Here is a 22,265-nt window from a genome sequence, read left to right as displayed (position 1 = left end):
TCAACGCGTCCTGTATGGGTTATAAATAGCGGATCGATAACCACTATCAATATATGAATTCCTTAAACCTCTTTTAAAACAAAGAGTTGAGGAAGATTTATTATTTACCGGGTTCACTCCGCGCAATGATTGCTCATCACGCCATGCAGGCACCGAATAAAAAATGGACTCGGCCAGAGATTTTCCTGGTGTGCGGCAGTGTGCTGGCAATCGCCGCCATTGCGATCATTGTTGTCTCGTTATTGACCCGTGAACGAAGGGATGCGAATGAAGCGGCAGCGCGGGCTTCGTCCAATATCGTGAGCCTGATTGATGCCGATGTATTGCGTAATGCTGAGCTTTACGACACCTCGTTGCAGGGCATGATCAGCGCATGGCAAATGCCCGAACTGCAAAACATTGCGCCGAATCTGCGTCACCTGGTCCTGTTTGATCGCTCCACCGCTGCACGCTACAAAGGCGACCTGCTGTTGATAGACAAGGACGGGCGTATTCTCGCCGACTCCACATCAGTGACGCCCCGAACTGTCAATCTTGCTGATCGCGCGCACTTCCAGGAGCTCAGGCGTAACCCGTCAAACGAGATGCTGGTGGGTGCGCCCTTCAAGTCCCGCGGCGGGTTCAAGGACTGGTGCATCAGCTTCAGTCGGCGGATATCGGGCGAGGACGGCTCTTTTCAAGGCATCGCCAGTGCGGCGATGCGCCTGGTGTATTTCAAGCAGTTGTTTCGCACGCTGGACATTGGTCCGGACAGCAACATCACGCTACTTAACACTGACGGCGTTCTGCTCGCCCGTCATCCAGAAATCTCCGGCAAGGACCTTATCGGCACCAGCTTTGCCAGCACCCCAAATTTCAAACGGATTATTGAAGAAGGTAATGGCAGTTTTTCTGGTACGTCATCCATCGACGGCAAAGAGCGCCTATACACGTTTTCCCATGTCGGCGATTTGCCGCTGATTGTTGTAGTAGGCCAGTCCGTCAAAGAGGTCTACGCCCTCTGGCATCGCAATGTTCTGCTGGTTGGTTTCGCAACCACCGTACTGTGTCTGGGTATTCTGTGGCTGAGCCTGCTGCTGCGCCGTGAATTAGGCCTGCGGCATCAGGCCGAAGAAGAGCTCAGAACCCGCGCCTCAACCGATGCGCTGACCGGGCTGGCCAACCGGCGTCGGCTCGATGAAGTGATTAAAAGCGAATGGATGCGCAGCATCCGTTCAGGCAAACCCGTTTCGCTGCTGGTGATCGATGTGGATCACTTCAAAGCCTTCAATGATCGCCACGGCCATCATGGCGGAGATGAAGCGCTACGCAACGTTGCGACGACCATCGCCAACAACATCAGAAGACCGGGTGATTTTGTGGCTCGTTATGGCGGCGAAGAGTTTGTCGTGGTGCTGGGTGAAACCGATATGGAGGGTGCCAGAGCCATCGCAGAGGTCATCAGGCAAGCCGTACAGGACATTGCCCCTTATGCGGGGGATAACCAGCCAATTACCGTCAGCATTGGTATCGCCTGTACAGAGGCGAATGCTGGCGCCCCTGTTGATACGCTGTTCAACACTGCCGACAAGGCGCTGTATGTTGCCAAGAGCAACGGGCGCAACAGAGTTGAGCCGACTTAGGTTTTAGGGGATGTTGAGACGAAGGCAGGGTTCAGTCAGTTGATTATCCAGCGATAACGTTGGCCTCTTCGCGAATAAATTCGCTCCTGCCTGTCCCGAGGGAGGCCAAAAATATCGCTGAATTACAGCCATAAAAAAACGCCAGACTGGCTGGCGTTTTTTAGACAATCAAGTCTTAGTGTGCAGCTTTCTCGGCACGAGCAGCATTACGCAGGTCACGGACTTTATCGTGGTTAGCTTGCACGCCAACCAGTTGCTTGTCGATCAACGAGGTAACGGAAGCTGGCAGACTTTTCTCAACCGCTTTCTGACGGGCTTCTTTGTAAGCCTTCAGCGCTACGTCTTCGCCGCGCTCTACTTCTTCCAGGATTGCTTTGTCGTCTTTGCCGGTCAATACCGACTTCAGGTCAACCCATGCGCGGTGCAGGGTGCCACTTACGCTGGAAGAGGTTTCTGGATCGCCGCCCAGTGAACGTACTTCAGCCTGCAGTTCAGCGACCGAAGTTTTGATTTCTGCAGAACGGCTCAGGAAGTAAGCCTTGATCGCAGGGTTTTTGATATCTTCTGCGCTGGTCTGAAAACCCTTTTCGCCATCTTTGCTGGTTTCGATCAGGTCGTTCAGAAGGGAGATCGATTCTTTATTGATGTCAGTCATTTTCAAGTTCCTTATGGGCAGGTTTATACAAAATGATTTGCATGCTTAGGTAATTGCAGGGGGCATGCCAGCTTTTTTGAATAAACTTAAATCTTTAAAATCAATGACTTATATTAAACGCCATACAGATGAGTCGTGATTTCTGCATGAACTGTCCTTTGGCCTGCATGCAGAATGCACGTATCGTCAGGGTGTTTTGAAATCAGGTAACGCGAAGCTCATGGATCCGGAAAAACTTTTGCTGCTGGTCACCCGCGAAATGCCGTTTGGCAAATACAAAGGCCGTCTGCTGGCCGACTTGCCGGGCCAATACCTGAACTGGTTTGCGCGGGAGGGCTTTCCCAAGGGCGAGCTGGGTAGCCTGTTGGCGTTGATGCAGGAGATTGACCATAACGGCCTGTCGGAGCTGCTGGAGCCGCTGCGCACGGGGCCGCGGAAGAAGTACAGCGACCGCCAATAACAGTGGATTTCCGGGGCGCCATCCAATGTTGCGTGCAAATTGCCCTTGTAGGCGCTCACGAGCACCGCGAGGCAGCGATGGCGCGTCCTGTCTGGAATACCGCCATCGCGGCCTCGCGGTGCTCGTGCGCTCCTTGGTTCTATGTTTGCTGCGCGACAGCGTGGTTTTAGGGACACCGGGGCGACTCCTACAGGATTGGGTTCACAGTGGCTTCTACAAAACGTGTCATTCAGTCAGAAAGAGAGGACGCAATGCTCGAGCAACAGGCAAGGGATGAACAGTTCTGGCAGGACATCGCCGGGCGCTACGACGTTGAGCCAGGGCCGATCAATCTGGAGAACGGCTACTTCGGGCGTATGACACGTGAGGTCATGGAAGACTATCGTCGCAATATTGATTATGTGAACCGTAGCAACTCGGTCTATGTGCGTCGTCAATTTGATACCCATGACAGCGGCATGATCCACGCCGAACTGGCGCAGCTGCTACAAGTCAGCGCAGAAGAAATCGCAATCACCCGCTGCGCATCCGAATCGTTACAGTCGCTGATCCGCAACTACAACCAGCTGCAACCTGGCGATCAGGTGCTGATCTGTGATCTGGATTACATCAGCGTGCAGTCTGCCATGCGCTGGCTGGCCAAAAGCCGTGGCGTCGAAGTCATAGAGATTTCCCACGTCCACCCCGCTACCTACGAAAGCCTGTTGAACAGCTATCAGCAAGCCTTCGAGCAATATCCACGGCTCAAGCTGATGGCGCTGACCCACGTCACTCACCGCACAGGGCTGGTAATGCCGGTTCAAGCCATTGCGGGCCTGGCGAAAGAGCACGGCGTGGATATCATCCTTGACGGTGCCCACGCATTGGGCCAACTGGATTTCAAACTCGACGAGCTGGGCGTGGCGTTCGCGGGCTACAACCTGCAGAAGTGGATTGGCGCGCCGTTGAGCCTGGGGTTTATCTATGTGGCGCGGGACAGGATTGCAGCTATCGACCCGGACATGGGTGACACCCGCTACTCCCCCGATAATATTCTGTCGCTGGTGCCTTATGGCACACCGAACATTCCGGCCTGGATGACCCTGCCCAAGGTGTTCGAAGAGCATGCGGCGATGGGTGGCTCGGCCAGTAAAGGCGCACGCCTGAACTACCTGCGCGACTTGTGGGTAAAGCCGTCCAGAGAGCTGGACCATATCGAGATTCTGACCCCGGACGATCCGCGGCTGTATTGCGGGATCACCGCGCTGCGCTTCACCCGTCAGGCAGATCAGCAGAAAATGGTTAAGCGCTTGCTGGAGGACTACAACCTGTTCACCGTCGCCCGTGAGGGCGCAGCGTGCGGGCCTTGTATCCGGATTACGCCGGGGTTCAGTACCTCGGCGGCGGACATGGGGTTGTTGGTGGAAGCGCTGCAAAAGCTCGTGTGAATGCCGAACTTCGAACTGTGGGAGCGGTGCTTGCCCGCGATAAGGCTGGACGCGATCTAAAGTGAACCGCGTCCAGCCTAATCGTCGGAATGCCGCCCAGACCAAGCTCTGCTCCCACAGGGGAATGTATTGCAGCTCAACAGCGGATTAATCAATCAAACAACGCCATCGCCTGCGCGGTGGCTTCCTGGATACGGCCCCAGTCGCCGTTCTTGACCCAGGCATTGTCGATCATCCACGTACCGCCGACGCACATGACGTTAGGCTGCGCCATGTAGCTCTTGAGGTTGTCGGCGTTGACGCCGCCGGTTGGGCAGAAACGCACTTCATTGAACGGGCCGCCAAGGGCTTTGATCGCCGCAACGCCGCCGCTGATTTCTGCCGGGAACAGCTTGAAACGACGGTAGCCCATCGCGTAGCCGATCATGATTTCCGACGCACTGCTGATACCGGGTAACAGCGGCAGCGGGCTGTCGAGCGCCGCTTGCAGCAAATCTTGCGTACTGCCTGGCGTGACGATGAATTGTGAACCGGCTGCCTCGGCGTCGGCCAGCATGTGCCGGTCGAGAATGGTGCCAGCGCCGACGCAAAGCTCAGGGCGCTGCTCACGAAGAATGCGGATTGCGCTCAGGCCAAAGGCCGAACGCAAGGTGACTTCCAGCGCCGTCATGCCACCGGCAGCCAAAGCATCCGCCAGCGGCAGGACGTCTTCGTCACGCAGGATGGTGATGACCGGCAAAATCTTTGCCTTGGCGCAGAGGTCGTCAATCTGCTTGATCTTGTTCGCCATGCTGTTCAGCGGCTGAGTGGTATCGACGGTGTTCATGGCGGCGGATCCTTTTGTTATGGGCACCAGTAAATCTCAAGTGAAGAGTCAAGAAAGGCGCGTATTGGCATTTCAGCGAGGTCATCGCCCGCCAATGCGGCCCGCAGGGTGTCGAGTTTGGCCTGACCGGAAACCGACAGAATCGGCAGGCGCGCCGACGCCAGCAGTTGACGGGTCATGGTCAGGCGTTGATGCGGAACAGCTGGCGCCAGCATCGGCAAGCAACGACGAGTACTGTCCAGTCGCAACGCTTCGCTCAGGTTCGGACTGTTCGGGAACAGCGACGCGGTATGACCGTCATCGCCCATGCCCAGAATCAGCACGTCAATCGGTGGCAGTTCGGCCAGCGCCTGATCAGCCGCGTCGGCGGCCTCTTCAAGGCTCGGCGCGACGGTGTATAGACCGAAGAAGCGCGCCTTGGCCGCAGGACCTTGCAACAGGAAACGCTGCAGCAGCCCGGCATTGCTGTCGGCGTGCTCAACGGGCACCCAGCGCTCATCAGCCAGGCTGATAACCACTTTCGACCAGTCCAGCGGCTGCTGCGCCAGGCTCTGGAAAAACGCCACCGGGCTACGGCCACCGGAGACCACCAGCATCGCGACGCCCTTGGCGTTGATTGCAGCGCTGAGCTGTTCGGCTACATTGGCTGCCAGCGTCTCGGCCAGCAGCTGCGGATTATCGAATTCACGGGCCACGAGGCCCTGCGGAAATTCAAGTTCACATATCGCCATACCACGATCTCCCATCACGAGTAATCAGGGCAATGGAGCTCATCGGCCCCCACGTTCCGGCGGGGTAAGGCTTGGGCGCATCGCCCGCCTTTTTCCAGCCGGCGATCAACTGATCGCACCATTGCCAGGCGTACTCAATTTCATCTTTGCGAACAAACAGGTTCTGATTGCCGCGCATGACTTCCAGCAACAAACGTTCGTACGCATCAGGCACGCGCGCGCTGCGGTAAGTGTCGGAAAAATTCAGTTGCAACGGGCCGCTGCGCAGCTGCATGCCTTTGTCCAGGCCCTGATCCTTGGTCATGACCTGCAAAGAAATGCCTTCGTCCGGCTGTAGGCGAATGATCAGGCGATTGCTGATCTGCATACGTTGCTCAGGGGCGAAGATGTAGTGCGGCGGCTCTTTGAAATGGATCACGATCTGCGACAGTTTTTGCGGCATACGCTTGCCGGTACGCAAATAGAACGGTGTACCTGACCAACGCCAGTTACGGATATCGGCACGCAGGGCAACGAAGGTTTCGGTGTCGCTCTGGGTGTTGGAATTCTCTTCCTCCAGATAGCCCGGTACTGCTTTGCCTTCGCTGTAACCCGCGGTGTACTGACCGCGAACCACTTGAGTGGCGAGGCGCTCCGGCGTGAACGGTGCGAGGGCCTTGAGCACCTTGACCTTCTCGTCACGAATACTGTCGGCGGACAGATCACTCGGCGGGTCCATGGCGATCAGACACAGCAATTGCAGCAAGTGGTTCTGGATCATGTCGCGCAGTTGCCCGGCCTGATCGAAATACCCCCAACGGCCTTCGATACCCACCTTCTCCGCAACGGTGATTTCCACGTGGGAGATGTGGTTCTGGTTCCACTGGGTTTCAAACAGGCTGTTGGCGAAACGCAGGGCGATCAGGTTCTGAACGGTGTCCTTGCCCAGATAATGGTCGATGCGGTAGACGCGGGTTTCCGGCAGGAACTGCGCCACGGCATCGTTGACCCGACGCGACGAGGCGAGGTCGTGGCCGATGGGCTTTTCCAGCACGGCACGGGTGCGCTCGGTCAGGTTGACCGATGCCAGGTTTTCACAGATCGCGCCGTATACCGAAGCCGGCGTGGCGAAGTAGGCAATCAGGGTTTCCGCATCGCCCACACGCTCCGCCAGCGCGACGTAATCCTCGGCCTTGAGAAAGTCGACGTGCAGGTAACTCAGACGCGCCTGGAAGCGCTCCACGTGTTCAGTTTCAAGCTGTGCTTCGGGAACAAAGCGGCGTAATGAATCTTCGATGTGTGCCAAATGCTGCTGTGCGTCGCCAGACTCACGCGCCAACGCAAGAATTCGCGTGTCAGCGTGCAGCAATCCAGCGCGGTCGAGCTGATAAAGCGCCGGGAACAGTTTGCGCACTGCCAGGTCGCCCAAGGCGCCAAACAAGGCAAAAGTGCACGGTTCAACCGTAATCGAGAGCATAATGTTGGTTCTTTTATCAAGTTAAGCTACAAATACCTTTTTTAAAGGCGTTACTCAAGGCCATATGTAGTAATAACCACAACATTCCATCTAGAAGCATATTCCAGTGGTGATCAACACAGGCCCTGAGTACGATAGGCCACCTTTGCTACAGGCTAAAGGCCCTATGTGCCTGCCCTCAAAAAAACCTGAGCAAATCTGCCTGATTAGGACTTTGAATGGACCACTCAAGAAATCTTCTGGAGCAGATCCAGAGCCGCCTCGAAGAGCTCAACAAAGCGGAGCGCAAGGTAGCTGAAGCGATTCTTCTTAACCCACAACAAGCAACTCGCTTCAGTATCGCGGCATTGGCTCAGGCTGCAAAAGTCAGCGAGCCGACCGTCAATCGATTCTGCCGCTCATTTGCAGTCAGCGGTTATCCAGAGCTCAAATTGCAGTTGGCACAAAGTCTGGCCAGCGGTGCCGCGTACGTCAGTCGTGCAGTGGAAGCCGACGATGATCCCGAGGCTTACACCAAGAAGATCTTCGGCAGCGCGATTGCCTCGCTGGACAGTGCAGTCCAGCAACTGGATCCGGCGCTGATCAGCAAGTCTGTGGACATGTTGATTCAGGCGCGGCAGATCCACTTCTTCGGGCTGGGTGCCTCGGCACCTGTGGCGCTGGATGCCCAGCACAAATTCTTCCGTTTCAATCTGGCGGTGACCGCTCACGCCGACGTGCTCATGCAGCGCATGATTGCCTCGGTGGCACACACCGGTGAATTGTTCGTGATCATTTCCTACACAGGCCGTACGCGGGAACTGGTGGAAGTGGCACGTATTGCCCGGGCCAATGGCGCTTCAGTGCTGGGCCTGACCGCTGCCGGCTCGCCGCTGGCGCAGGCCAGCACAGTGAGTCTGAATATCCCGCTGCCGGAAGACACCGATATCTACATGCCGATGACCTCGCGGATCATCCAGCTCACCGTGCTCGATGTGCTGGCTACCGGCATGACCCTTCGCCGCGGCGTGGACTTCCAGCCGCACCTGCGCAAGATCAAGGAAAGCTTGAATGACAGCCGGTATCCGGTTGAGGATCAGGGGTAAGGATCACAGTGGCATGGCTGGGGAGGTAACTTGTGGGACCGAATTCATTCGGGAAGGCGGCTTCTCAGGCGATAGATAGGCTGCGGATGTACCGGCCCCTTCGCGAATGAATTCGCTCCCACGGGAATCGTGTTTGCGGACAAAGTTAGCAGTTCAATGCAGCAAACACGCCTGCAAACTCAGCTCGACCAGCTCGCCCGGTGCCAGGCTCAGGCTTTCATCGCCGCCTGACGCCGCTTCGACGCAGACAAAACCGGATGCCTCATTGCCCGCCACGCCTAGCAGCGGCCTGTTACCGGGATGCCATACGACTGTGTTGGCGTTATCGCGACTGTTGATTCCCAGGCGCCGCTGCCAGGTTTGATCTTCCAGTTGCAGTGCCCCGGTATGTTCAAACACCCGCTGACAGCCGCCAGCGACGCGTAGCTCGCCTTCCTGCCGACAGACCCGCCGATTCAGTTGGTCGTAGCCCTGAGCGCCTTCCAGCCCCTGCAACGCAATGTCTTCCACATCGCTGATGCGCCAGTAGGCATGCAAAGCGTGGCCAAACTGGCAAGGCTCGCTGTCTTCATGACAAGTGCTGAGCCGCAGGTCCATGCCCTGCCCCAGTTCAGCATACAAGTCAGCCTGCCAGTCACACAGCTGCAAGCGCCAGTGCAGGCTGACGCCGGACTCGCTTTCGTGGCTGTCGATCAGCTTCCAGTCCACCAATCGCCCCCAGCCATGCGCAGGCCAGCCGGGTTCATTCGGGTGCTTTCCATGCCAGGGCCAACACACTGGCACTCCACCGCGAATCGCGCCCACCTGCGGCCAGCGCGACGCACACCAGAGCCAGGGTTTCTGCCCCATGGGCTGGAAATGCAGCAGTTGAGCACCCTGACGACTGAAGGCGGCCTGGCACAGCGGATGATTGATCAGCAGCACATCGCGGTGCTGATGACGCTCCCACTCAAAAGTCGGCCGGGTACGTCGGGATGTGAAGAATCGCTGTAGGGGGTGTTCGGACATCCAATCCGCTCCAGTCGAAAAATTGCTTGGAAGACTCTAACTGTGGGAGCAGAGCTTGCTCGCGATAAGGCTGGACGCAGTTCACTTCGGATCGCGTCCAGCCTTATCGCGAGCAAGCTCTGCTCCCACAGGGGTATGCATTTCAATCAGATACTTCATATCTGCCACTCAAAAAAAACGGGCAGCCAGGCTGCCCGTAAAGCACACACGACCCTTGAGCGTTTAGAACTTGGTCTGCAGCTTGATACCCGCAACCAGTGCGTCATCAACCTGATCAACACCACCCGGGTGTTTGATGTACTGCAGGTTGGGACGAACGGTCAGCCAGTCAGTTACGTGCACACCGTAGTAGATCTCGGAGTTGTACTCGCTCTTCTGGATAGGCAGGTAAGCCGGGTTGTCGTAATCATCGACACCGTTGACGGCATTGATCTGGCGGGCACGATCAGAGACGTTATCGTTGACGTGGATACGCGAAACACCAATACCGATGTCATCCTTCGGACGCGCATCGAAAGGTCCTTTGAAGACCATGCCGACTTGCAGGAAGTTGTCGACGAAGTTGGTGTCCTTGTCATGCACGGTGGCGTTGGCAAACAGACTCAGGCCGCGGGACGGATCGCCACCGAAGGTACTGACCTGTTGTTGTGCCACAACCCACCAGCCAGTCTTTTCGTTACGCGACTTGAATGCCGCGCCGGTCAGACCCTGAGGCTGGCCATTGACGTCCTCATAACGGTCGTCGGCGCTCGGGCTGCTGAAGTAGTAGCCCAGACGGTATTCGCCAGGCAGCGAATTGACGGTCGGCGACCACACCACTTCAACTGGCACCAGCGTGCCTTTGGATCCACTGCCGCTCAGTTTGAAGCCATTACCGGTTTCCAGATAAGACGGGTTCTGCTCGTAAACGCCGATCTGCGCGTACACCTCAGGTGTGATGTTGTATTTCACACGCAGAGCCCACTGGCTGACGGGCCAGTTGTACCAGGTGTCCACGTAGTTCGCAGCCTGGGTGCCGCAGAACGTCAAGTTCTGGAAGTCGCAAGGGAAGCTGCCGAAGTCCTCACCCTCGCCCATGCGACCGGCTTTGATGTCGAGCTTGCCGTCGAGGAATTTCTGTTTGACCCACATTTGCGTCAGGCGCCAGGTCTGACCACGACCCCAGACTTCCTGAGAGGAACTCAGGGTGCCGACACGCGGATCGCCGAGACGGTCATTGGAGATGTTCTTGCCGCTACGTTCGGTGATTGCTAGCTTGAACTCGGCATCGTTCCAGCCGAAAGCCTTCTGCAGGTCAATGTTGACGCCGAGGGCGAACTGATCGCTGTAGCGTGCCGTTTTGTCTGTGTTGTAACCGCCGTGAACGTTGGACCCCATCTCACCAACGTATTCGAGCGAGAAATCATAACCCTTGTCATACAGCTCTTTGCGCAAACCACCCCAGTCTCCGGTCATATGCCCGTTGGGGTTGTAGGGCTCGATAGCGTAGGCCGCACTGGAGAAAACCAGCGCACTCAATACGGACAAACCACCGATACGCTGGAAGTGATTTAGCGATTTATTACGTAGCTTCTTCATCCCTTGGATCCTCATTTTATTGTTATTAGCTTCTACGGCATTGACATCGACTACTTCGTGTTCGCTGGCTGGACGCGCTTATGGCAGTGAGCGCCCGGCCAGCAGTGCCCGGTCAGTTACGGTTGATCTGGGTGACATTCCCCGCACGCTCGACAACCGGCTGGCTGGCAAGCACCCCAAGGCGCTCGCCGGTCGCGGCATCAAAAAGCAGCACTTTGGCGGGGTCGAATTGCAGCGTCAGGCTTTCGCCCACCTGTGGCGCGACGTCCGGTGCCAGGCGGCAGCAGACCTTGCTTTGATTAAGAGTGACGAATACCAAGGTGTCCGGACCCGTTGGCTCAGTGACCTGAACTTCAGCGCGAATGGTCGGCAAACCATTGGCCTCCGAAGGCGCGAGCACGATCTGCTCAGGGCGCAGACCCAGGATCACTTCGCGGTCTTCCAGACCGGCATCGGTCATACCCAATGGCAATTCACAGCGCGCCTGACCACTATCAAGCAATGCGATCAGACGCCCTTCCTTGCGTTGCAGGCGCAGAGGAATGAAGTTCATCGGCGGCGAACCTATGAAGCTCGCCACAAACAGGTTGGCCGGATCGTTGTAAATCTGCTTGGGCGTGCCGAACTGCTGAATGATGCCGTCCTTCATGACCGCCACTTTGTCGCCCAGGGTCATCGCTTCGATCTGATCGTGGGTCACGTAAACAGTGGTGGTTTTCAGGCGTTGATGCATCAGCTTCATTTCGGTCCGCATCTCGACCCGCAGCTTGGCGTCGAGGTTGGACAGCGGCTCGTCGAACAGGTAAATCTTCGGCCGCCGCGCCAACGCCCGGCCCATCGCAACACGCTGCTGCTGCCCGCCGGACAACTGCCCCGGTTTGCGATTGAGCAAGTGTTCGATCTGCAGCAGCTTGGCCACACGGGTGACTTCCTCGTCGATGGCCGCTGCGCTCATCTTGCGAATCTTCAGGCCGAACTCGATGTTCTCGCGCACGCTCATGGTCGGGTACAGCGCGTAGGACTGAAACACCATGGCGATGTCGCGATCCTTGGGGCTCATGCCGCTGACATCGGCGTCGTCGATCAGGATCGACCCGGCACTGATGTTTTCCAGCCCCGCGATGCAGTTCATCAGGGTCGATTTACCACAGCCCGACGGACCGACCAGGATCAGGAATTCGCCATCCTTGATCTGCAGTTCGATGTTCTTCAGCGTGTCCGGAAGGCCCGCGCCGTAGGTCTTGTTTACGTTACGTAATTCGAGCGTTGCCATGTTTACCCCTTGACTGCGCCGGCCGTTAGCCCACGCACGAAATACTTGCCGGCGACGATGTACACCAGCAGAGTCGGCAGCCCGGCGATCATCGCAGCCGCCATATCAACGTTGTATTCCTTGGCACCGGTGCTGGTGTTGACCAGGTTGTTCAGCGCCACGGTAATGGGCTGCGAATCACCACTGGAGAACACCACACCGAAGAGGAAGTCGTTCCAGATCTGGGTGAACTGCCAGATCAGGCAGACCATGATGATCGGCGTCGACATCGGCAGAATGATCTTGCCGAAGATCGTGAAGAAGCCCGCGCCGTCCAGCCGTGCAGCCTTGACCAGCGCATCCGGGATGCTCACGTAGTAGTTACGGAAGAACAGCGTGGTAAACGCCAGACCGTAAACCACGTGGACGAACACCAGACCGGTGGTGGTGCTGGCCAGTCCCATCTTGCCCAGCGTGAAGGACGCTGGCAGCAAGACCGTTTGAAACGGCAGGAAGCAGCCAAACAGCAACAGGCCAAAGAACAGCTGCGAACCGCGAAAACGCCACATCGACAGCACGTAACCGTTAAGCGCACCGATGGCCGTGGAAATCAGAACGGCCGGCACGGTGATCTTGATCGAGTTCCAGAAGTAGCCATCCAGCGTCCCCCAGGCCTTGATCCAGCCAATCCCGGTGACCACGGTCGGCCAGCTCAGCAGGTTGCCGGTGCCGATGTCTTCAGGTGTTTTGAAGCTGGTGAGCAACATGACCACCAGCGGTACGAGATACAGAAAGCAAGCGAGGATCAACACCGCATAAATAGCGATACGACCGAAGCTGAGGGCGGGTTTGCCGACATGACTAGTCATTGCGCTTGGTCCTCAGCTCGGAATACAGGTAAGGCACCAGAATCGCCAGGATCGCGCCGAGCATCAGGATCGCACTGGCCGAACCCATGCCCATCTGGCCACGGCTGAAGGTGAACGAGTACATGAACATCGCGGGCAGGTCCGAGGAGTAGCCCGGTCCGCCAGCCGTCATCGCCGCCACCAGATCGAAGCTCTTGATCGCGATGTGGGCAAGGATCATCACCGAACTGAAGAACACCGGACGCAGGCTTGGCAGCACCACTTTCCAGTAGATTTTCGGCATGCTCGCGCCGTCGATTTGTGCGGCACGGATGATCGACTGATCAACGCCACGCAGCCCTGCGAGAAACATCGCCATGATGAACCCCGACGACTGCCACACAGCGGCGATCACCAGGCAGTAAACGACGCGATCCGGGTCTACCAGCCAGTCCAGGCGGAAGCCTTCCCAGCCCCAGTCCCGGAGCATTTTGTCCAGGCCCATGCCCGGGTTGAGCAGCCACTTCCAGGCGGTGCCGGTCACGATCATCGACAGCGCCATCGGGTACAGATAAATGGTGCGGATAAAGCCTTCACGACGAATGCGCTGATCAAGAAACACCGCCAGCAGCACGCCGATTGCCAGGCTGATCGCGATGAACATGCCACCGAAGACCATTAAGTTCTTGCTGGCCACCCACCAGCGGTCGCTCTCGTACAGGCGCACGTATTGCGACAGACCGGCCCACTTGTAGCTGGGCAAAAAAGTCGAGGTGGTGAACGACAGGACGAATGTCCAGAGGATGTAACCGTAAAAACCGACCAGCACGATGAACATGCTCGGCGCCAGCACCAACTTGGGCAGCCAGCGTTGCAGCGCATCAAGCGGCGAGGCTTTGCTGAGGGCAGCGACAGAGCTCATCGAATCACTCACATTGAACAAATCATTTCCAGTCCGCAGGCGTGCCCGACACCGGAATACGATGTCATGAACACGGACTGCGACTGGGGTGGTTTTAGCGCCTGCGCAAACGAATTACTTGGCGGCCTTGACTGCAGAACCGAGTTTCTTCGCAGCATCAGCCGGGTCAGCTTTCGGGTCATTGATGTAGTTGGTGATGACATCAAAGAACGCGCCCTGAACAGCCAGCGTGGTCGCCATGTTGTGCGCCATGCTTGGTTGCAGACCGCCGGATTTGGCGTCAGTCAGGAAGTCCTTGGCAGCGGTTTGCGCACAGGAATCGAAACCGTACTTGCCCATGTCGCTGAGCATGTCGTTACGAACCGGGATCGAGCCTTTGTTGATGCTGAAGACTTTCTGGAAGTTTTCACCCAGCACAACTTTGGCGATGTCCTGCTGACCAGCCGCCGTACCGGCGTCTTTCTGCTTGAAGACGGCCAGTGAGTCGATGTTGTAGGTGAAGGCTTTTTCAGTACCCGGGAACGCTACGCACTCGTAGTCCTTGCCAGCGACTTTCTTGGCCGCCGTCCACTCGCTCTTGGCCCAGTCACCCATGATCTGCATACCGGCTTTGCCGTTGATGACCTTGCCTGCTTCCAGGTTCCAGTCCTGACCTTTGCCGTCAACGTCCATGTAAGTTGCGACTTTCTTCAGTTCGGTCAGGGCCTTGACCATTTCAGGCCCGGTCAGCGCGCCGTTATCCAGATCCACCAGTGCTTTCTTGTAGCCATCCGCGCCCATCACCGACAGCACGACCGCTTCGAACACGGTGCTGTCCTGCCATGGTTGGCCACCATGCGCCAGAGGGATGAAGCCGGCTTTTTTCAGCTTGTCGCCAGCAGCGTAGAATTCTTCGAGGGTTGTAGGGTTTTTCTCAATACCGGCTTTCTTGAAGACTTCCGGGTTGATCCACAGCCAGTTGACGCGGTGAATGTTGACCGGCACGGCCACATAATCGCCGTCGTACTTGACGGTGTCGGAGACTTTCTTGTCCAGCAGGCTGTCCCACTTCTCTTCCTTGGCGACGTCCTTTAGAACATCGGTATCCAGCAAGCCAGTGGACGCCCACTCTTGAATATCAGGGCCTTTGATCTGCGCAACGCCAGGCGGATTACCTGCTACGGCACGGCTCTTGAGCACCGTCATCGCCGTAGCGCCACCGCCACCGGCGACTGCGCCGTCCTTCCATGTGAAGCCGTCTTTCTCAACCTGAGCCCTGAGCACATCCACAGCCGCTTTTTCACCACCGGAAGTCCACCAGTGGACGACTTCCACGGTGCCTTTCGAATCGGCGGCAAGAGCACTCAGAGGGAACAACGAGGCAACAGAGATGACAGCTGCGAGGCGGGAGATTGAATTCATCGATTTAACCTTTCTTGTTGTTATGCATGAGCAAGTCTGTGCTTGCGCTGCATGGAGTCTAACCAAGGGTTTTGAAAGAACAGTAACGAAGGGACGCGCGATGGTCACAGGATGGTTACATTGGAACCAGGGAGAGAAATCCTGTGGGAGATTCTATGCTGGCCTGCAAACACAATACCGGTAGGAGCGAATTCATTCGCGAAGAGATCGGTACATCCGCAGCCTGTGTATCGCCTGGAGTACCGCCTTCCCGAATGAATTCGGTCCCACAGGTCCAGCGTAGAATTGGGGTTTTCAATTTCCCACAAGGATTCCGGGCGTCAGTCACTCCACCGTTCTAGGCAAATACAACGTCACCCGCAGTCCACCACCGCGCAAATTCTGCAGGCTGACTTCGCCGCCGTGGCTGTGGGCGATATTACGGGCGATGCCCAGACCCAGACCGTAACCTTGCTGTTGATTGCCCGCGAGCCGGAAGTGCGGTTCGAAGACCCGTTCAAGGCGTTGCTCGGGTACGCCCGGCCCTTCATCGTCCACGTGCAGGACGAAGGCCTGGAGGTTGTCCTCGATCTTGAGGTGAGCTTTGGTGCCGTACTTGAGAGCGTTGTCGATCAGGTTGCCGATACAGCGTTTGAGGGCCAGCGGTTTGCCGGGGTAAGGCCCAAGCGCCTTGCCCTCCTGCGTGGCGTTGCCATTGCCATGAGGCGCCAGGTAAGGCTCCACCAGGCAATCGAGCACATGGTTAAGGTCCACAGCCTCGATGTTTTCGTGAATGTCAGTGTCCTTGACGCATTGCAGCGCGCCTTTGACCAACAACTCCAGCTCATCAAGATCGCGGGTGAATTTGGCTTGCAGGGCTTCGTCCTCAAGCAACTCGACGCGCAGACGCAAACGGGTGATTGGTGTGCGCAGGTCATGGGAGATAGCGCTGAACAACTGACCACGCTCGGTCAGATAACGGCTGATGCGAGTACGCATGGCGCTGAACGCCCTGCTGACTTCCACCACCTCACTGGCGCCCCCTTCAACATCCGGCTCGACGTCCGCTCCCAGGGACATATCCCGCGCAGCCAGCGCCAGACGCTTGAGCGGCCGACTCTGCCAATGCACCAACAGCCCAATGAACAACAATAGAAAACCGCTGGTGAGCAGGATGAACCAGACCTGCTGCAGCGGCAGGTCCTGTTCTTCGAGGGTGGTGTAAGGCTCTGGCAGCAGCGACGCGATATACAACCACTCTCCCGCCGCCAGCTCGATTTGCGTCACCAGCACGGGCGGGTTCACAGGCTCCAGAGTGAGTGCGTAATGCGCCCAGGAGCGCGGCAGCTCATCGAGGGTCAGCCCGCTGTTGAAGATGCGCAAGTCTTCAGGCCGCACAAACCATACTGCAATGGCCGGATCATTACCCAGATGCTGACGCAGCACCTCGTCGACTGCCGTCAGCACCGCCTGTTTGCGTGGCGTGGCATCCAGCACTTTCATGTCCAGAGGACGATCGTTAAGGGACACGACAAAGCGCGTGCCGCCCATACTGCGCAGTTGGTCGAGCACCAACGGGCGATACGCCAACGGCAAGGAACGGAAGTAACTGACGCTGGCGGCCATGGAGTGCGCAAGACTGCGCGCACTGGTGACCAGACCTTCCATCTGCGTGGCACGCAGTTGCGACAGCCAGATCACACTCGATAACGCCTGAGCCAGCAACACCGCGAGCAGGGTCAATAGCAGCATGCGCCCGAGGAGGGAACGCGGCAGCGGCAACGAGCGTTTTGGCGCTTCGTAGATCAACACTCAGTAACCACTGCTGGCTTGACACATCACATTGGCAGCCAACAGATAACCACTGCCGCGCACGGTCCGGATCAAGCGCGGCGACTTGCCGGTATCGCGCAGGCGCTGACGCAGACGACTGACCGCCATGTCGACGATACGCTCCAGCGGCATCAGTTCGCGGCCACGGGTGGCGTTGCCGATGGTGTCGCGGTCGAGGATCTGTTGCGGGTTATCGAGGAACAGCTTGAGCAGCGCAAAGTCGGCACCGGACAGGATGACTTCTTCGCCGTCGCTATGGAACAGCCGGTGGCTGACCATGTCCAGCCGCCACTCATCGAAGGTCAGCACGTCACCGCCGACGCGCTCTTGTCCGAACTGCGCACGGCGCAACAGGGCTTTGATGCGCGCAACCAGTTCTCGTGGGCTGAAGGGTTTGCCGAGGTAATCATCCGCGCCCAGCTCCAGACCGATGACGCGGTCTGCTTCATCGGAACTGGCGGTAAGCATGATGATCGGCACATGAGGATGGCGAACATGTTGACGCACCCAACGGCAGAGGCTGAAGCCGTCTTCGTCGGGCAGCATCACGTCGAGAATCAGCAGGTCGCCGGGCTCGTCATTGAACGCCTGACGAAAGCCCGCACCATCGCCGACGGCACGTACCTGAAAACCGGAGCGGCTCAGGTAGGTTTGCAGCAACTCACGAATCTCCTGGTCGTCATCGACCAGCAGGATCGATTTACTGACTGAGCTCACTGGGATCGTCCTTGTTGCTATGGATCGTTATTGTTAGGGGTGAAGCTGAAATCTTACTCACATCCTGAACTGTGGGAGCGGTGCTTGCCCGCGATGAGGGCGCCATGATCTTGAATCGCGCGGACCTTATCGCGGGCAAGCACCGCTCCCACATGGGATTGGATGCCAAATTTTAGAAATCAGGCGCCCGATCGAATTTCAAAAACTAGAGTTCTACCGCGCGCCCTTCACCAAATGCTTGTTGCAGCGCCACACCGGCGCCCATCAGGCCTGGGTACTCGGCGGTCACCAGCCAGACCGGGATGCCCTTGAAGTAATCGCTCATCACGCCCTTCTCGGCGAAAGCGCGCTTGAAACCGCTGTTCATGAAGAATTCTATAAAGCGCGGCACCACGCCGCCGACGATATATACCCCGCCGCGACCGCCGACGGTGAGCACATTGTTGCCTGCCACGCGCCCGAGGAAGACACAGAATTGCTCCAGTACCGCCGCCGCAACCGGATCGCCAGCGACGGCTGCCGAGGTAATAGCCGCCGGAGACTTGAGCACCGGCTCGATGTCATCCAGCGCGCAACTGACCTGATACAACCCCAGAAGACCTGCGCCACTGAGTACGGTTTCCGCACTGACATGTTCATGTTCAGCCATCAGCCGCATCCACAGCATGGCTTCGCGCGCATTGCCGATGGGCAAGTCGATATGACCACCCTCGCCCGGCAAGGCCATCCAGTGATTGACGCCAACACTGAGCAAGGTGCCGACACCAAGACCCGTTCCGGGTCCCACTACGACACGCGGACGGTCCGGCTCGCTGATGCCGTGACAGACCGTCAGGTATTCATCGTCAGCCAGACGCGTCATGCCCAGCGCCATGGCGCTGAAGTCGTTGATCAACAGCAAGTCATCAATTTTCAGCTTCGCGGAAAACGCCGACTTGCTGAGTTTCCAGTGGCTGTTGGTGAACTCGAATTCGTCGCCGTCCACAGGCCCGGCAACCGCCAGACAGACCGAGCCGACGTCACCCCGTTGCAGTTCCAGATCCTGAAGATAGACCTCAACGGCCTTCTCCGGACTGGCGTAGTCGATGGTCGGGAATACCCGGATCGAATGCAGCTTGTCGTCTTCCCAAATGGCAAACCGTGCATTGGTACCGCCAATATCACCGACCAGGGCCAACTTCACTTAAGCGTCTCCAGACTCGAGGTAAAGGCGCTGGCGCCCTGCTCGGCGGAGCTGAAGGCCATGCGCATGAAACCGAACAGTTCGCGACCGCAGCCGACCGCATTGTCCAGATGACCCACAGCGGGTTCTCTGGCGGCCAATTCTGCCGGTTCGACCAAAACTTGCAAGGTCCCTTTTACGCCATCCACACGGATAATATCGCCATCCTGCACAAGTGCCAAAGGGCCACCACTGTAGGCTTCAGGGCAGACGTGAATGGCAGCCGGGATCTTGCCCGAGGCGCCGGACATGCGTCCGTCGGTGACCAGCGCAACCTTGAAACCCCGGTCCTGCAGGACACCCAGAAATGGTGTCATTTTGTGTAGCTCAGGCATGCCGTTGGAGCGCGGCCCCTGAAAGCGCATGACAGCCACGAAATCACATTCCAGCTCGCCAGCCTTGAACGCATCCGCCAGGTCCTGCTGATCGTGAAAGACTTTTGCCGGGGCCTGAACAATTTGATGCTCCAGGGCGACGGCCGAAACCTTCATCACACCGCGTCCCAGATTGCCTTCCATCACCCGCAGACCGCCCTCAGGGGAGAACGCTTTGGCGACAGGGCGCAGGATATTTTCATCAAGGCTTTCGATCGGGCCTTCGCGCCATACCAGCTTGCCGTCTTCCAGGAATGGCTCCTGGGTATATCGGCTCAGGCCGCGACCCAGCACCGTGTTGACGTCTTCATGGAGCAGACCGGCTTCCAGCAACTCACGAATCAGGAACGACATGCCGCCCGCGGCCTGAAAGTGGTTGATATCGGCTTTGCCGTTCGGATAGACGTGGGTCAGAGTCGGCACGACTTCGGACAAGTCGGCCATGTCCTGCCAGGTCAGTTGAATACCTGCGGCTTGAGCAATGGCAGGCATGTGCAGGGTGTGATTGGTGGAACCGCCCGTGGCGTGCAACGCGACAATCGAGTTGACCAGCGAACGCTCGTCGACGATTTCGCCGATGGGCATGAAGTTGCCGCTTTGCATGGTAATGCGCGTCACTTGCTGTGCGGCCTCGACGGTCAGCGCATCACGCAACGGGGTGTACGGATTGATGAATGACGAGCCTGGCAAATGCAAGCCCATGACTTCCATCAGCAATTGGTTGGTGTTGGCGGTGCCGTAGAAGGTGCAGGTGCCTGGGCCGTGGTAGGACTTCATCTCGGAGTCCAGCAACTCTTCACGGGTAGCCTTGCCTTCGGCATAGCGTTGACGGACGTCGGCTTTTTCCTTGTTGGAAATACCGGAAACCATCGGTCCGCCCGGAATGAAAATCATCGGCAAGTGGCCAAAACGCAACGCGCCCATCATCAGGCCCGGCACGATCTTGTCGCAGACACCCAGCATCAAGGCGGCGTCGAACATGTTGTGGGACAACGCTACGGCGGTGGACATGGCAATGACTTCGCGGCTCGCGATACCAATCTCCATGCCAGGCTCGCCCTGGGTCACACCGTCACACATGGCCGGTACGCCACCGGCAAACTGACCGACCGAACCAATGTCACGTAAAGCCTGTTTGATCTGATTCGGGAAGTGCTCGTACGGCTGATGCGCCGAGAGCATGTCATTGTAGGAGGACACGATGGCAACGTTAGCGGCGTTCATCATGCGTAGCGTGTTTTTGTCTTCAGGACCACAGGCTGCAACGCCATGAGCAAAGTTGGCGCACTGCAGCTTGCCGCGCATCGGGCCGTCGCTGGCGGCGCCTCGAATCAGTTGCAGATAGCGCTGCCGGGTTTCTTGACTACGGGCTATCAGCCGCTCGGTTACTTCAAGGATGCGGGGATGCATGTGCTGAACTCCAGGCTAACGTATGTGGTCACCCGTTTCAGACCTTGCAGATTTCGAGGCACAGGCCTTATCTGTAAAAGCTTGATCTCGATCAACTGTTTTGGCCTTACAGGCTTCTCGTTGTAGATAAAACAAAATATTGCCACTAAAAAGGCTTGTTTTCTATTTCTATGCGAATAATCTTGTAATTCCAACAACAAATTCAGAAAGGACGGCTGTATGACTCTTCGTATCGCAATCAATGGTTTTGGCCGCATCGGCCGCAACGTCCTACGCGCACTGTATACCCAAGGCTACCGCCAGGACCTGCAGGTCGTCGCCATCAATGATTTGGGCGACAGTGAGATGAACGCTCACCTGCTGCGTTTCGACACGGTTCACGGGCCTTTTTCCGGCACGGTCGAGTGTGACAGCGAGAGCCTGACGGTCAATGGTGACCGTATTGCGGTCAGCGCCATTCGCAACCCTGCCGAACTGCCGTGGAAGGCACAAGACATTGACGTGGTGTTCGAATGCACCGGTCTGTTCACCAGCCGCGACAAAGCCGCTGCACACCTGACTGCCGGTGCTCGCAAGGTGATTATCTCGGCCCCGGCTCAAGGTGCCGACGCGACCATCGTCTATGGCGTTAACCACGACACGCTGCGTAAATCGCATCAAATCATTTCCAGCGCATCCTGCACGACCAACTGCCTGGCTCCGGTGGCGCAAGTGCTGCACCGTGAACTGGGCATCGAAAGCGGTCTGATGACCACTATTCACGCTTACACCAACGATCAGAATCTGATCGATGTCTATCACACCGATCCGTACCGCGCACGCTCAGCCACTCAGTCGATGATCCCGAGCAAGACCGGTGCTGCCGAGGCGGTAGGCCTGGTACTGCCGGAACTGGCGGGCAAACTGACGGGCATGGCCGTTCGCGTTCCGGTGATCAATGTGTCGCTGGTAGACCTGACCGTGCAATTAACGCGGGACACCACCGCTGCCGACGTCAATGCGTTGATGAAAGAAGCTAGCCAGCATTCGAAGGTGCTGGGTTACAACACGCTGCCGCTGGTTTCTCACGACTTCAACCACAACCCGCTGTCGTCGATTTTCGATGCCAATCACACCAAGGTCAGCGGCAAGTTGCTGAAAGTCCTGGCGTGGTATGACAACGAATGGGCGTTCTCCAACCGTATGCTGGACAACTGCCTGGCGCTGCATAACGCGGAGTAAAACTTTCAGTTTGAGGAATCATCATTCCTGAACTGAAATGCAATCCTGTGGGAGCAGAGCTTGCTCGCGATAAGGCTGAACGCGCTTCACTTTGGACCGCGTTCAGCTTTATCGCGAGCAAGCTCTGCTCCTATCAAACAAACTACAACTATTTGATTTGGAGTACTTTTTCATCTGTAGGAGCGCGCTTGCCCGCGATTCGGTCTGTCAGTCGATGAATATATTGCCTGTGCTGACG

Annotated in this window: 19 protein-coding genes; 5 read left to right on the top strand and 14 right to left on the bottom strand. The window is 57.4% G+C overall.

Annotated features, from left to right (window positions below; genetic code table 11):
* Window positions 1-125 precede the first annotated feature (125 nt).
* Complete coding sequence (locus tag KDX30_RS16500; RefSeq protein WP_231676939.1) at window positions 126-1,622, top strand: sensor domain-containing diguanylate cyclase; 1,497 nt, start codon at window positions 126-128, stop codon at window positions 1,620-1,622.
* A 175-nt stretch (window positions 1,623-1,797) separates the two neighbouring features.
* Here the strand turns inward: KDX30_RS16500 and KDX30_RS16495 are convergent, their stop codons facing one another.
* Complete coding sequence (locus KDX30_RS16495; RefSeq protein WP_231676938.1) at window positions 1,798-2,277, bottom strand: PA2169 family four-helix-bundle protein; 480 nt, start codon at window positions 2,275-2,277, stop codon at window positions 1,798-1,800.
* A 220-nt stretch (window positions 2,278-2,497) separates the two neighbouring features.
* Here KDX30_RS16495 and KDX30_RS16490 point away from each other — a divergent pair, with 220 nt between their 5' ends.
* Window positions 2,498-2,737: a DUF3820 family protein gene (locus tag KDX30_RS16490; RefSeq protein WP_027901049.1), complete on the top strand. Its 240-nt coding sequence runs from the start codon at window positions 2,498-2,500 to the stop codon at window positions 2,735-2,737.
* A 251-nt stretch (window positions 2,738-2,988) separates the two neighbouring features.
* Window positions 2,989-4,164 carry an aminotransferase class V-fold PLP-dependent enzyme gene (locus KDX30_RS16485; RefSeq protein WP_231676937.1) on the top strand — a complete coding sequence of 392 codons (1,176 nt, stop codon included), beginning with the start codon at window positions 2,989-2,991 and terminating at the stop codon, window positions 4,162-4,164.
* 151 nt (window positions 4,165-4,315) lie between these two features.
* Here KDX30_RS16485 and KDX30_RS16480 read toward each other — a convergent pair whose 3' ends face one another.
* Genes KDX30_RS16480 through zwf form a run of 3 tightly spaced genes read right to left on the bottom strand, consistent with a single transcriptional unit; the run spans window position 4,316 to window position 7,177 of the window.
* Window positions 4,316-4,990: a bifunctional 4-hydroxy-2-oxoglutarate aldolase/2-dehydro-3-deoxy-phosphogluconate aldolase gene (locus KDX30_RS16480; RefSeq protein ID WP_099267572.1), complete on the bottom strand. Its 675-nt coding sequence runs from the start codon at window positions 4,988-4,990 to the stop codon at window positions 4,316-4,318.
* A 17-nt stretch (window positions 4,991-5,007) separates the two neighbouring features.
* Window positions 5,008-5,721 carry a 6-phosphogluconolactonase gene (pgl, locus tag KDX30_RS16475; protein ID WP_231676936.1) on the bottom strand — a complete coding sequence of 238 codons (714 nt, stop codon included), beginning with the start codon at window positions 5,719-5,721 and terminating at the stop codon, window positions 5,008-5,010.
* Complete coding sequence (gene zwf, locus KDX30_RS16470) at window positions 5,708-7,177, bottom strand: glucose-6-phosphate dehydrogenase (RefSeq protein ID WP_027901053.1); 1,470 nt, start codon at window positions 7,175-7,177, stop codon at window positions 5,708-5,710. Before zwf ends, pgl begins: the two co-directional genes overlap by 14 nt.
* 218 nt (window positions 7,178-7,395) lie before the next feature.
* Here zwf and KDX30_RS16465 point away from each other — a divergent pair, with 218 nt between their 5' ends.
* Window positions 7,396-8,262 (top strand): MurR/RpiR family transcriptional regulator, encoded by an 867-nt coding sequence (locus KDX30_RS16465; protein WP_027901054.1) that lies wholly within the window; start codon window positions 7,396-7,398, stop codon window positions 8,260-8,262.
* 153 nt (window positions 8,263-8,415) lie between these two features.
* Here KDX30_RS16465 and KDX30_RS16460 read toward each other — a convergent pair whose 3' ends face one another.
* The 10 genes from KDX30_RS16460 to edd all read right to left on the bottom strand — a co-directional run bounded on the left by KDX30_RS16460 (window position 8,416) and on the right by edd (window position 20,806).
* Window positions 8,416-9,270 carry a D-hexose-6-phosphate mutarotase gene (locus KDX30_RS16460; RefSeq protein ID WP_231676935.1) on the bottom strand — a complete coding sequence of 285 codons (855 nt, stop codon included), beginning with the start codon at window positions 9,268-9,270 and terminating at the stop codon, window positions 8,416-8,418.
* Window positions 9,271-9,492: 222 nt separating this feature from the next.
* On the bottom strand, window positions 9,493-10,848 hold the full coding sequence (locus KDX30_RS16455; RefSeq protein ID WP_027898722.1) for a carbohydrate porin: 1,356 nt from the start codon (window positions 10,846-10,848) through the stop codon (window positions 9,493-9,495).
* 112 nt (window positions 10,849-10,960) lie between these two features.
* A complete protein-coding gene (locus tag KDX30_RS16450) occupies window positions 10,961-12,121 on the bottom strand; it encodes an ABC transporter ATP-binding protein (RefSeq protein WP_099267570.1) in 1,161 nt (386 codons plus the stop codon).
* Between the two features lie 2 nt (window positions 12,122-12,123).
* Window positions 12,124-12,969 (bottom strand): carbohydrate ABC transporter permease, encoded by an 846-nt coding sequence (locus KDX30_RS16445; protein WP_027898724.1) that lies wholly within the window; start codon window positions 12,967-12,969, stop codon window positions 12,124-12,126.
* Window positions 12,962-13,870 carry a carbohydrate ABC transporter permease gene (locus KDX30_RS16440; RefSeq protein WP_027898725.1) on the bottom strand — a complete coding sequence of 303 codons (909 nt, stop codon included), beginning with the start codon at window positions 13,868-13,870 and terminating at the stop codon, window positions 12,962-12,964. Before KDX30_RS16440 ends, KDX30_RS16445 begins: the two co-directional genes overlap by 8 nt.
* A 114-nt stretch (window positions 13,871-13,984) precedes the next feature.
* Window positions 13,985-15,271 (bottom strand): ABC transporter substrate-binding protein, encoded by a 1,287-nt coding sequence (locus tag KDX30_RS16435; RefSeq protein ID WP_231676934.1) that lies wholly within the window; start codon window positions 15,269-15,271, stop codon window positions 13,985-13,987.
* 324 nt (window positions 15,272-15,595) lie between these two features.
* Window positions 15,596-17,002, bottom strand: a complete 1,407-nt coding sequence (locus KDX30_RS16430; protein WP_099267695.1) for an ATP-binding protein — start codon at window positions 17,000-17,002, stop codon at window positions 15,596-15,598.
* Between the two features lie 60 nt (window positions 17,003-17,062).
* A complete protein-coding gene (locus tag KDX30_RS16425; RefSeq protein WP_027898728.1) occupies window positions 17,063-17,800 on the bottom strand; it encodes a response regulator in 738 nt (245 codons plus the stop codon).
* A gap of 205 nt (window positions 17,801-18,005) precedes the next feature.
* Window positions 18,006-18,983, bottom strand: a complete 978-nt coding sequence (locus tag KDX30_RS16420; RefSeq protein ID WP_027898729.1) for a glucokinase — start codon at window positions 18,981-18,983, stop codon at window positions 18,006-18,008.
* Window positions 18,980-20,806 (bottom strand): phosphogluconate dehydratase, encoded by a 1,827-nt coding sequence (edd, locus tag KDX30_RS16415; RefSeq protein ID WP_231676933.1) that lies wholly within the window; start codon window positions 20,804-20,806, stop codon window positions 18,980-18,982. The genes KDX30_RS16420 and edd overlap by 4 nt, the downstream gene beginning before the upstream one ends.
* Window positions 20,807-21,025: 219 nt before the next feature.
* Between edd and gap the strand changes: the two genes are divergently transcribed.
* Window positions 21,026-22,027 (top strand): type I glyceraldehyde-3-phosphate dehydrogenase, encoded by a 1,002-nt coding sequence (gene gap / locus KDX30_RS16410; RefSeq protein WP_027898731.1) that lies wholly within the window; start codon window positions 21,026-21,028, stop codon window positions 22,025-22,027.
* The last annotated feature ends 238 nt before the right edge of the window (window positions 22,028-22,265 follow it).

The sequence above is a fragment of the Pseudomonas quasicaspiana genome (assembly GCF_021147825.1).
GTDB classification, from domain to species: domain Bacteria; phylum Pseudomonadota; class Gammaproteobacteria; order Pseudomonadales; family Pseudomonadaceae; genus Aquipseudomonas; species Aquipseudomonas quasicaspiana.
Note: the sequence above shows the minus strand (reverse complement) of the source record. Positions and strands in the feature narration are given on the sequence as shown.

Bases quoted from the DNA above. Each gene is read 5' to 3' on its own strand.
- KDX30_RS16500 (WP_231676939.1), top strand. From the start codon at position 126: ATGATTGCTCATCACGCCATGCAGGCACCGAATAAAAAATGGACTCGG.
- KDX30_RS16495 (WP_231676938.1), bottom strand. From the start codon at position 2,277: ATGACTGACATCAATAAAGAATCGATCTCCCTTCTGAACGACCTGATC.
- KDX30_RS16490 (WP_027901049.1), top strand. From the start codon at position 2,498: ATGGATCCGGAAAAACTTTTGCTGCTGGTCACCCGCGAAATGCCGTTT.
- KDX30_RS16485 (WP_231676937.1), top strand. From the start codon at position 2,989: ATGCTCGAGCAACAGGCAAGGGATGAACAGTTCTGGCAGGACATCGCC.
- KDX30_RS16480 (WP_099267572.1), bottom strand. From the start codon at position 4,990: ATGAACACCGTCGATACCACTCAGCCGCTGAACAGCATGGCGAACAAG.
- pgl (WP_231676936.1), bottom strand. From the start codon at position 5,721: ATGGCGATATGTGAACTTGAATTTCCGCAGGGCCTCGTGGCCCGTGAA.
- zwf (WP_027901053.1), bottom strand. From the start codon at position 7,177: ATGCTCTCGATTACGGTTGAACCGTGCACTTTTGCCTTGTTTGGCGCC.
- KDX30_RS16465 (WP_027901054.1), top strand. From the start codon at position 7,396: ATGGACCACTCAAGAAATCTTCTGGAGCAGATCCAGAGCCGCCTCGAA.
- KDX30_RS16460 (WP_231676935.1), bottom strand. From the start codon at position 9,270: ATGTCCGAACACCCCCTACAGCGATTCTTCACATCCCGACGTACCCGG.
- KDX30_RS16455 (WP_027898722.1), bottom strand. From the start codon at position 10,848: ATGAAGAAGCTACGTAATAAATCGCTAAATCACTTCCAGCGTATCGGT.
- KDX30_RS16450 (WP_099267570.1), bottom strand. From the start codon at position 12,121: ATGGCAACGCTCGAATTACGTAACGTAAACAAGACCTACGGCGCGGGC.
- KDX30_RS16445 (WP_027898724.1), bottom strand. From the start codon at position 12,969: ATGACTAGTCATGTCGGCAAACCCGCCCTCAGCTTCGGTCGTATCGCT.
- KDX30_RS16440 (WP_027898725.1), bottom strand. From the start codon at position 13,870: ATGAGCTCTGTCGCTGCCCTCAGCAAAGCCTCGCCGCTTGATGCGCTG.
- KDX30_RS16435 (WP_231676934.1), bottom strand. From the start codon at position 15,271: ATGAATTCAATCTCCCGCCTCGCAGCTGTCATCTCTGTTGCCTCGTTG.
- KDX30_RS16430 (WP_099267695.1), bottom strand. From the start codon at position 17,002: ATGCTGCTATTGACCCTGCTCGCGGTGTTGCTGGCTCAGGCGTTATCG.
- edd (WP_231676933.1), bottom strand. From the start codon at position 20,806: ATGCATCCCCGCATCCTTGAAGTAACCGAGCGGCTGATAGCCCGTAGT.
- gap (WP_027898731.1), top strand. From the start codon at position 21,026: ATGACTCTTCGTATCGCAATCAATGGTTTTGGCCGCATCGGCCGCAAC.